10 protein-coding genes and 3 pseudogenes are annotated in these 8555 nt (G+C 45.2%); 4 read left to right on the top strand and 9 right to left on the bottom strand.

Annotated elements, in window-relative coordinates:
• Positions 1 to 392 (bottom strand): annotated as a pseudogene (locus tag B9T16_RS22760) (hypothetical protein); the annotation flags it as partial.
• Between the two features lie 77 nt (positions 393 to 469).
• On the opposite strand from B9T16_RS22760, the gene B9T16_RS22755 reads away from it, so the two are divergent.
• Positions 470 to 616, top strand: coding sequence for a hypothetical protein (locus tag B9T16_RS22755; protein WP_157888686.1), 147 nt, complete (start codon positions 470 to 472; stop codon positions 614 to 616).
• Here the strand turns inward: B9T16_RS22755 and hypB are convergent.
• The 3 genes from hypB to gap form a co-directional block, all read right to left on the bottom strand.
• Positions 596 to 1426, bottom strand: a complete 831-nt coding sequence (gene hypB / locus B9T16_RS22750; RefSeq protein ID WP_006616714.1) for a hydrogenase nickel incorporation protein HypB — start codon at positions 1424 to 1426, stop codon at positions 596 to 598. The genes B9T16_RS22755 and hypB overlap by 21 nt on opposite strands.
• Positions 1427 to 1428: 2 nt before the next feature.
• Positions 1429 to 1770 (bottom strand): hydrogenase maturation nickel metallochaperone HypA, encoded by a 342-nt coding sequence (hypA, locus tag B9T16_RS22745; protein WP_014275065.1) that lies wholly within the window; start codon positions 1768 to 1770, stop codon positions 1429 to 1431.
• A gap of 114 nt (positions 1771 to 1884) precedes the next feature.
• Positions 1885 to 2907: a type I glyceraldehyde-3-phosphate dehydrogenase gene (gene gap, locus B9T16_RS22740; RefSeq protein ID WP_006616712.1), complete on the bottom strand. Its 1023-nt coding sequence runs from the start codon at positions 2905 to 2907 to the stop codon at positions 1885 to 1887.
• Positions 2908 to 2997: 90 nt separating this feature from the next.
• Between gap and B9T16_RS22735 the strand changes: the two genes are divergently transcribed.
• Together B9T16_RS22735 and B9T16_RS22730 are read left to right on the top strand one after the other, a co-directional pair.
• Positions 2998 to 3195, top strand: coding sequence for a hypothetical protein (locus tag B9T16_RS22735; protein ID WP_126277485.1), 198 nt, complete (start codon positions 2998 to 3000; stop codon positions 3193 to 3195).
• Positions 3196 to 3638: 443 nt separating this feature from the next.
• A complete protein-coding gene (locus B9T16_RS22730; RefSeq protein ID WP_006620963.1) occupies positions 3639 to 4793 on the top strand; it encodes an ATP-dependent 6-phosphofructokinase in 1155 nt (384 codons plus the stop codon).
• 11 nt (positions 4794 to 4804) lie between these two features.
• On the opposite strand, the gene B9T16_RS22725 is transcribed toward B9T16_RS22730, so the two are convergent.
• The 3 genes and pseudogenes from B9T16_RS22725 to B9T16_RS22715 all read right to left on the bottom strand — a co-directional run.
• Complete coding sequence (locus B9T16_RS22725) at positions 4805 to 5173, bottom strand: cyclic nucleotide-binding domain-containing protein (protein ID WP_006616710.1); 369 nt, start codon at positions 5171 to 5173, stop codon at positions 4805 to 4807.
• 240 nt (positions 5174 to 5413) lie between these two features.
• Positions 5414 to 6400, bottom strand: a complete 987-nt coding sequence (locus B9T16_RS22720; RefSeq protein ID WP_410245851.1) for a transaldolase — start codon at positions 6398 to 6400, stop codon at positions 5414 to 5416.
• Positions 6401 to 6581: 181 nt separating this feature from the next.
• Positions 6582 to 6761: pseudogene (locus tag B9T16_RS22715) on the bottom strand (group II intron reverse transcriptase/maturase); the annotation flags it as partial.
• Positions 6762 to 6801: 40 nt separating this feature from the next.
• On the opposite strand from B9T16_RS22715, the pseudogene B9T16_RS22710 reads away from it, so the two are divergent.
• Positions 6802 to 7696 (top strand): annotated as a pseudogene (locus B9T16_RS22710) (IS630 family transposase).
• Here the strand turns inward: B9T16_RS22710 and B9T16_RS22705 are convergent.
• Both B9T16_RS22705 and B9T16_RS22700 read right to left on the bottom strand, forming a co-directional pair.
• The gene (locus B9T16_RS22705) at positions 7680 to 7973 is read right to left on the bottom strand and encodes a restriction endonuclease subunit S (RefSeq protein WP_006615801.1); all 294 of its coding nucleotides are present in this window, start codon (positions 7971 to 7973) and stop codon (positions 7680 to 7682) included. The pseudogene B9T16_RS22710 and the gene B9T16_RS22705 overlap by 17 nt on opposite strands.
• 120 nt (positions 7974 to 8093) lie before the next feature.
• Complete coding sequence (locus B9T16_RS22700; protein ID WP_006615802.1) at positions 8094 to 8330, bottom strand: type II toxin-antitoxin system HicB family antitoxin; 237 nt, start codon at positions 8328 to 8330, stop codon at positions 8094 to 8096.
• Positions 8331 to 8555: the final 225 nt, after the last annotated feature.

The raw sequence follows: 8555 nt of genomic DNA, 5'->3' as shown, positions 1-8555 counted from the left end.
CCATTAAAGTAATCATCTTCCATCTCTTTAAACACTTGGCGATAGGTGATTAAGTCGTTTTCCAAAGGGGTTTTGTTTTCATCAAGGATAGTAGCCTTGTACCAGTCGAGCCATTCAGACACCGACTGAAATTGTCCGTCAAGGGATTTATGAACTAACCAGGCCTTATCAACGGCCTTACGGATACCCTCAAAAGTGAACTGACAATTACATCCTCGCTGCTTACGCCCTCCCGTCTCCGGGTCAGTAGTGATGTCTAGCTGAATTGTCCCCCGGTTACGCTTAATCCTGACACCTTTGGGACATTGTTTGCGGGATAGGTTGAAAAACTCAAGAATATCCTCAAAGCCTTGATATGTACCACTATGTGTACTGTTTGTACTTGCACTCATTTGGCACTAACTCCTAAATGTGCGATCGCTTTCGAGCGCATTATAATGGCGGTAGAATAGGGGTTATAGCTATCCTGATGACTTCGAATCCCATCGTTCGCCCTGGGGCTGAATTCCCCCTGTTTTTTTGTGTGACTACTACTCACGGGACGACCTATGGTGGAGTCCTTCGTTGGAAGTCTCCAGACTCCCCATCCCTGATTTTAGATGGCGATCGCTTCTAACGAACAAGCCTTCTCCAGGTAATCATACCAGGCTTCCATACCTTCCCCAGTACGAGCAGATACCTCCAAAATCTCAGCTTGTGGTGCAATGCGGCGGATATTGTTAATCGCAGTTTCGCGATCGAACCCTACCGCTTCCGCAATGTCGATTTTATTGATGATGGCTATATTGGCAGTTTTGAACAGAGTCGGATATTTTAGGGGTTTATCTTCTCCTTCCGTCACCGACAACACAGCTACCCGCAAATTTTCCCCCAGGTCGTAGGCGGCGGGACAAACTAGGTTCCCCACATTTTCGATAAATAATAATTGCAGATTATCCAGGTTGATTTTACTTAAAGCCTGGGAGATCATTTCCGCTTCCAGATGACAGACGCTTCCCGTCGTAATTTGCACTACCTGCATTCGAGTTCGTCGCAACCTTTGAGCATCATTATCCGTTTCCAGGTCTCCCACAATCACCGCACTATTGAGACGGGAACCCATATCTGATAAAGTGCGTTCCAGCAATGCTGTTTTTCCTGAACCGGGAGAAGACAGCACATTGATCGCAAAAAGTTTTTTTGCTAAAAAGAAACCTCGATTTCTTTCCGCGAGTCGGTCATTTTTGGAAAGGATGGCTGTGTGAACATCCACCGTTTGATGTTCGGTGTGCTGATGATCATGGCTATGATCATGGTTATGATCATGGTGGTGGTGATGATCGTGACCATGGTGGTGATCGTGACCATGATCGTGATCGTGATCTATGGCGTGACTGTGAATGTGGATGTTTCCTGGTGTGACGGCGCAACCGCAATTGGTACACATAACTACGAAACCTCTAAGGATGTCAGTTCTAATTCTCTTCCTTGGCGAATGTCAAGACTGGGTTCGCCGCACTGGGGACATTCATAAAACCAGGTTTTGGGTTCAAATTCCTGATTACAGTGCTGACAGTAACAGCGAACCGGGAGATAGTCGATCTCAAATTTGGCTTTGGCGGCGATCGTTCCAGCAACCACGACATCAAAAGCAAATTCTAGGGCTTCTACGGCTACTCCAGAATCAGCGCCTACTGTCATTTTAATACGGTGAATCTGATTAGCGCCTTGTTCTTTGGCTTTTTGTAAGGCGATCGCTAGGGTTTGTTCCATAATGCCAACTTCGTGCATCGCCATTGACTCCAATTATAGATGAGAGGAAACCAGAAACCCGATTTTTGTGAAAACCGGGTTTCCCTAAAATGGGTTCGCGTAGCCTCTGGAAACCATAGGCGCACTTGGTGACTACAGCAAGCCGTCAGCCTTAGCCATAGATAGCATTAGGTCAATTACACGACAGGAATAACCCCATTCGTTATCGTACCAAGATACTATTTTAAAGAAATTAGAGTTCAGTTCGATTCCCGCTCCCGCATCAAAAATGCTAGAATGACCGTCCGTAATAAAGTCCGAAGAAACTACATCTTCATCTGTGTATCCTAAAATGCCTTTCATCGCACCTTCGGAAGCCGATTTCATCGCTGCACAAATCTCGTCATAGGTCGTGGCTTTTTCTGTGCGGAAAGTTAGGTCTACCGCTGAGACGTTAGGAGTGGGAACCCGGAAAGCCATACCAGTTAAACGGCCTTTTAGTTCTGGTAATACTAGGGTAACAGCTTTAGCCGCTCCGGTGGAAGCCGGGATGATGTTTTGAGTCGCACCACGTCCACCACGCCAGTCTTTGCGACTAGGACCGTCTACCGTTGGTTGAGTCGCCGTCAAAGAGTGAACTGTGGTCATTAGACCTTCTGCTAACCCAAAGTTGTCTTGAATAACTTTAGAAATCGGCGCTAAACAGTTAGTGGTACAACTAGCATTGGAAACAATGGGGTGAGAAGCTGGATCGAAGTCTTGATGGTTAACCCCAACCACTAAGGTTTTGACTTTTTCTGGGTCTTTGGTGGGTGCGGAAATAACTACCCGTTTAGCACCTGCTTCGATGTGCTTATAAGCGCCATCATAGTTGGTAAATAAGCCAGTAGATTCTACTACATAATCTACTCCTAGTTCCTTCCATGGTAGTTGGGTGGGGTCTTTGATAGATGTACAGCGAATGGTCTGTCCATCCACAACAATGGCTTCATCTTCGGATTCTACTTTACCGTTAAAGCGTCCGTGGGTAGAGTCGTATTTTAACAGGTATGCTAAGGCATCAGCCGGAACGAGATCGTTAATGCCGACAAACTGAATGTCAGGGTGTTGGCTACCATAGCGCATTACTAAGCGTCCGATGCGACCAAAGCCGTTAATACCTACTTTAATTGCCATGATTTAGATAATCCTCCGTTGGGATAATACTACTGTATTAACTGCTGTTAAAAAATAGATTTTAACAGCGAAATTTTAGGGCTAGATTTATTGACTAGCCGAGAAAATAGCAACTCTGGGACTGAGTTTAACTGCTGGTATTCTACCACAGTGAGCGGGTTGGTAATGCAGCTTAAACAATTATTAATTGTTCAACAAGTATGCGATCGCCCTAGGGGGAGATTACCAGATCAACCTTACCACAGCTATATGCTTTTACCAAATTTCGGTCAAGGGAAGGAATCTTAAATTAATCTTAAATTTGTGGTCTGATGTCAGGATTTCCTCAAATTTCCCGATATCATTTATGCACAATTATGGGATTTTGTCAACTCCTAGATAAGTGGCGATCGGCTGATACGATCTAGTTGTAAAATTTGAGTAACGGGGTTTAAACCCAGGTTAAGAAAAACTAAAAAAAACCAAAATTATACATCCTTTGGTGTGATTGGCTGTAGGATTTGAAGTGTGACGGTAACAACGGCTCAATGGGCTCGAAGAACTAAAGCCCAGACTAACCAAGATAGCCCAGTTTAACGGGAAGATTGCCCATATCCCTAAAGACAGGTTGCATAAGTTGACGACCAATTTGGCCAAAAACCAAAACTAGATTGGGATGGAAAACCTGGAACTGTCCGGGAGAAGGCGATCGGCAAGAATTGAAGTTCCTAACTTTTGGAGGCTTACATATTATGACTAAACGTAAGCGTATCGGGATTTTGACCAGTGGAGGAGACTGTCCCGGTCTGAATGCAGTAATTCGCGCTGTCGTGAATTATGCTACTTGTGAATATAATTGGGAAGTACGGGGCATTCCCTATGCCACCCAGGGCCTAATTGAGCGTAAAAGTGTTGTGTTGAACCGCTATGGATTAGAACGCCATGGGATTGACCCGTTACTGAGTATGGGTGGGACTATTCTGGGGTCCATTAATAAGGGAGATACCGAGGCTCAAGCTGATGAGGTAATTTCTGGCTACCATGACTTGGAATTGGATGCTCTGATCGCTATTGGTGGAGACGGTAGCCTTGCCATTTTGCACAAATTGGCGAAAAAGGGCAATATGAACCTGGTAGGGGTTCCCAAGACTATTGATAATGATGTCGCTTGTACGGAACTCTCGGTGGGTTTTAATTCCGCTGTGAGTACAATTTTAGATTCCCTCGATCGCCTTAGCTGTACGGCTGCGAGCCATGATCGGGTGATGGTTGTCGAAGTTATGGGTCGCACCACCGGACACTTAGCTCTACATTCTGGAATTGTTGGCGGCGCAGATGCTATCTTGATTCCAGAAATTCGCTATTCTGTCTCTGGTTTGTGTAAACGCATACAGCAGTTACGTAATTTATGGGAGCGCAAATTTGCGATCGTCGTCGTCGCTGAAGGTGCTAAAACTACCAGCGGAGAGTCCCGGTCTTATAAAGATGCTTTGGGAGAAGTACGATTACGCGGTATAGGTGAATATGTGGCTACGGAAATCGAAACCACACTGGGGGTAGAATCGCGAGCTACAGTCCTTGGTCACGTCCAGCGCGGTGGTGCGCCTTCCTCTCAAGATCGCTTGCTGGCTACCGCTTTTGGTAAAACTGCTGTTGATGTGATTGCGGCTGAGGACTATGGCAAAATGGTGGCTTGGAGCAACCACCAAGTTGTCACCGTCTCCCTCGAAAAGGTATTTCAGAATAGCCCCCGCCTACTTGACCCTAATGGATTTTGGATAGAAACAGCCAGGGCTCTTGGTGTCTATCTGGGAGAAGAATCAGAAATACACAGTACCTGTTCCACCAGCCAAAATGGTCATCAGGATAATGTCAATATTGAAACCCCAGAAACTATACTGAACTGATATCTGAGAAATTAAAGCGATCGCTTTAAATTACGGAGGCGATTCGAGAAACTTCTCATTACCAGTAAAGCAAATAGGGGGGTCTGTTGAATGGCGAATAAAAATCGCCGTTCATCCATTGTTGCCAGTTTACAGCCAGTTTTGGCTATGGCTGTAGAGGCGCGAGTTTTCTCTGGATGAACTAGGGCTCCTTCCCCAAACACATCCCCCTTTTTCAGGGTTTCAATTACTTTTCCCTTCACCACAAAATCTACTTCCCCCTCAAGAATACCGTACATTAAATCGCCGGGTTCTCCTTCTTCAAAAATTACCTCTCCGGCCGATAAAATCTGCTCCGGTAGGTTTTCAAAAATTTGGACAGTTTGTGCAGGTTCTAACATAGCTAATGGATAATTGAAAATTGACAATGGACAATGAGAAACAGGTAATAAAACTCCCTATCTTACTCCCTCTCCTTCTGGGAGAGGGCTGGAGACAGGGGGAGTAGTCCGACCATCCTTATTGTCATCTAAATCCTGAGAAACAGCATCGGTTCCAGCGCATTCTTTACGGGTGATAAATCCATCTCCATCGGGGTCAAAAACAGGTCATAACTCTTAATCCGCATGGGTTAAAGTTTCCTAACTTTCGAGGATAGTTAATCGTTCGGCGAGTAGGTATTCCAAGGATTCTAAAGCCTTAGAAAACCCCTTGATTCCTTCCTCTAATTTGTCGAAAGCCATCGAATCTTCCTTGTGCATTTTAGCAAAGGTTGACCCATCCATTGAGATTTTTTCTATGTCCGATGATTTAGCTAATTCGGGGTCGAGTTTGCGGGGTAAATCTCCCGTTTTAGTATCAAGTTCTTCAAGAAGACTCGGAGAAATTGTGAGTAAATCACAGCCAGCCAGTTCAGTGATTTCGCCAATATTACGGAAACTCGCTCCCATCACTTCCGTGGGATAGCCGAATTTTTTGTAGTAGTTATAAATTTGGGTAACAGATTGCACCCCAGGGTCTTCATGAGGGGCATAATTTTCCCGTCCGGTCTTCTTTTTATACCAGTCTAAAATCCGACCGACAAAGGGGGAAATTAGCGTCACTCCAGCTTCAGCACAGGCGACGGCTTGATGAAATCCAAATAATAGGGTAAGATTACAGTGGATCCCTTCTTTTTCTAAGATTTCGGCGGTGCGAATTCCCTCCCAGGTCGAAGCAATTTTAATCAAAATGCGATCACGTGAAACACCGTGGGATTCATATTCAGAAATCAGATAACGAGCTTTAGCGATCGTGCCTTCAGTATCATAAGATAAACGAGCATCAACTTCTGTCGAGACGCGACCCGGAATAATTTCCAGAATTTGTAACCCAAAAGCCACGGCTAAACGGTCCGTGGCTCGGTTAGCTACATCTTTCGGAGTCGCTTCGGTTCCTAGTTCAGCGCGAGCTTGTTTCAGGGTATCATCAACAATACCTTGATATTCTGGCATCCCTGCTGCTGCTGTAATCAAAGATGGGTTAGTAGTGGCATCTTGGGGGGTAAAGTTGTGAATAGCTTTGATATCCCCAGTATCAGCAACAACAATAGTAAAATCTCGCAGTTGTTTTAACAAAGTGTTGGACATTTTTAGCTCCTAGTTTCATCCATTATAGCAATCAGCCATGATTGATAACTGTTCATGGCTGCTCATCCCCTGGTCAAGTGAGTTGGCCTTCTAGCTACTACCCTGATGAATAGCCCCTAAAACATCCATTGACTACTGAACATGATTCACTATTTATTAGGGGTCGAAAATAGAGTCACCTCTATCTCCTCCCATTCAGAACCGTGCGTGAAAGTTTCCCTTCACACGGCTCCTGGTTTGATTGCTCCCTTGTGAAGGATACAGCGTTAGCGTTATCAAGTGCCGTCTTATCATCGCGGGTGTGGCGGTGTAATAGCTGAAGATTCTTGTATTCATCCTTTCCGCCGAGGCTTCGAGGTATAGCACAAGACAGAACAGTTAGGACGTATAATGGCAAGGATATCTACAGAAGACCCAAAAAGCCAGCCCCCTACAGTTACAACCTTAGACAAAAAGTTATTAATGCAATTGAACTAGACGGTATACCCAAAACCGAAGCCAGTCAAGTTTTCCATGTCAGCAGGAACACTATCAATCTCTGACTGCAAAGAAAAGCACAGACCGGAGACTTCCTCCCTAAACCTAATCACCGACCTGGCAATAACCACAAAATTACCGACTGGCAAAAATTCAAGGCTTTTGCCCAAGAGCATGGCGACAAAACCTCTGCTCAAATGGCTCAACTTTGGGATGACGACATCTCTCCTCGCACCATATCCAGAGCCTTGAAGAAAATTGGCTTCACCAGAAAAAAAACTTACGGCTACCAAGAACGTGATCAGCAACAGCGAGAGGCGTTTATTGCTCAGATTCAACATATGGAGCCGGAAGGGTTGGTTTACCTCGATGAAACTGGCATGAATAGTCAAGACTCGGATTATCCTTATGGTTACTGCCAGGAAGGACAACGCTTCGATGCCCTCAAATCCGGGAAGAGGCAGGRCAGGGTGAGCTATATGGCCGCATGGTGTTATCAACAACTCTTAACTCCCTTTACCTTTGAGGGTTGTTGTAATCGGACAGTGTTTGAGTTGTGGTTGGAGTTTATCTTAATTCCAACATTGAAGCCAGGTCAGACTCTAGTATTGGACAATGCAACGTTTCATAAAGGGGGGCGGCAGGCTGAACTGKTGGAGGCAGCTCMATGCCGTTTACTCTATCTTCGGCCTTATTCGCCAGACCTCAACAAGATAGAGAAATGTTGGTCGTGGTTGAAAGCCCGCATTCGCCATTGCACGTGAGCAGTTTGATTCTCTCTATGATGCCATGGATTCTGTTCTCAAGGCTGCGTCCTAACCTTATTGACTAGTGCTATATTTTTTACGGTTATTACATAGGTTCTTTGATATGCGTTAAATTTGCCATTGTAGTGCTTTACAGAAAATATCCCATTTGCATTGTTGCCTGCTAGTAAAACAGCATCACCATCAAAGCTATATTCATTAATAGAAAGGGTGACAGGTGAACAAGTGAAGTAAGGATATATTCCTCCATCCACCGCAGCATTTGAGCCAAGACGACCCGTTTGTATAACAGCAATTTTTCCCAAAGGTTCGATATTCCACTCACTCATCGATCGCCTCCTTTAATCAATCAGAAAATACACTTACAGCCAGAGAACCCGCCACCTTAGACCCGCCAGCTGAGGGATCCTAGGGTCAAGATATAGACTTTGTGCTTTCCACTCATTCAGCTAATCCATTCCCCCAGCAACTTGTAACACCTGCGGCTCTGGTAGATCCTTTCCCTCTGTCCTGTAGCTTTCGAGTAACAACTCCAAGACCTCCTGGGCGTTAGTCAGTGCCTCCTCGTAGGTGTCCCCGTGGGTAAAATAGCGCTGTATTGGCGTGGCAAACTCCGGCAGTTCCACCAGATAACAACTATCTTCTTCAGACCAGATGATATTGATGCGATATTTAGATGGGATCATTAACCTTGCTCCTTATCTTTAAGTATTTGGAGTGCCGCACCGTTATGGTCGAAAGAGAAGTCACCTTCCCCAACTCCAATTGAAAACCGTGCTTGCGAGTTTCCCAGCACACGGCTCCTGATGTAGATACCCTATTTGTCAGTAGGAAMAGGGCTACGACCCCCCGCTTTGTAACCTCAACTTTAGGAGCTATATACAACCTCGTAGTCTTTAAACTCGCACTCG

The sequence above is a fragment of the Arthrospira sp. PCC 8006 genome (assembly GCF_046480465.1).
Lineage (GTDB): Bacteria > Cyanobacteriota > Cyanobacteriia > Cyanobacteriales > Microcoleaceae > Limnospira > Limnospira platensis.
The sequence above is the reverse complement of the archived record's forward strand: the minus strand, read 5'-3'. Positions and strand labels throughout refer to the sequence as shown.

Excerpts from the sequence above, each read along its gene's own strand:
- B9T16_RS22705 (WP_006615801.1), bottom strand. The coding sequence starts at position 7,973 with ATGAGTGAGTGGAATATCGAACCTTTGGGAAAAATTGCTGTTATACAA.
- B9T16_RS22755 (WP_157888686.1), top strand. The coding sequence starts at position 470 with ATGACTTCGAATCCCATCGTTCGCCCTGGGGCTGAATTCCCCCTGTTT.
- gap (WP_006616712.1), bottom strand. The coding sequence starts at position 2,907 with ATGGCAATTAAAGTAGGTATTAACGGCTTTGGTCGCATCGGACGCTTA.
- hypA (WP_014275065.1), bottom strand. The coding sequence starts at position 1,770 with ATGCACGAAGTTGGCATTATGGAACAAACCCTAGCGATCGCCTTACAA.
- hypB (WP_006616714.1), bottom strand. The coding sequence starts at position 1,426 with ATGTGTACCAATTGCGGTTGCGCCGTCACACCAGGAAACATCCACATT.
- B9T16_RS22700 (WP_006615802.1), bottom strand. The coding sequence starts at position 8,330 with ATGATCCCATCTAAATATCGCATCAATATCATCTGGTCTGAAGAAGAT.
- B9T16_RS22725 (WP_006616710.1), bottom strand. The coding sequence starts at position 5,173 with ATGTTAGAACCTGCACAAACTGTCCAAATTTTTGAAAACCTACCGGAG.
- B9T16_RS22720 (WP_410245851.1), bottom strand. The coding sequence starts at position 6,400 with ATGTCCAACACTTTGTTAAAACAACTGCGAGATTTTACTATTGTTGTT.
- B9T16_RS22730 (WP_006620963.1), top strand. The coding sequence starts at position 3,639 with ATGACTAAACGTAAGCGTATCGGGATTTTGACCAGTGGAGGAGACTGT.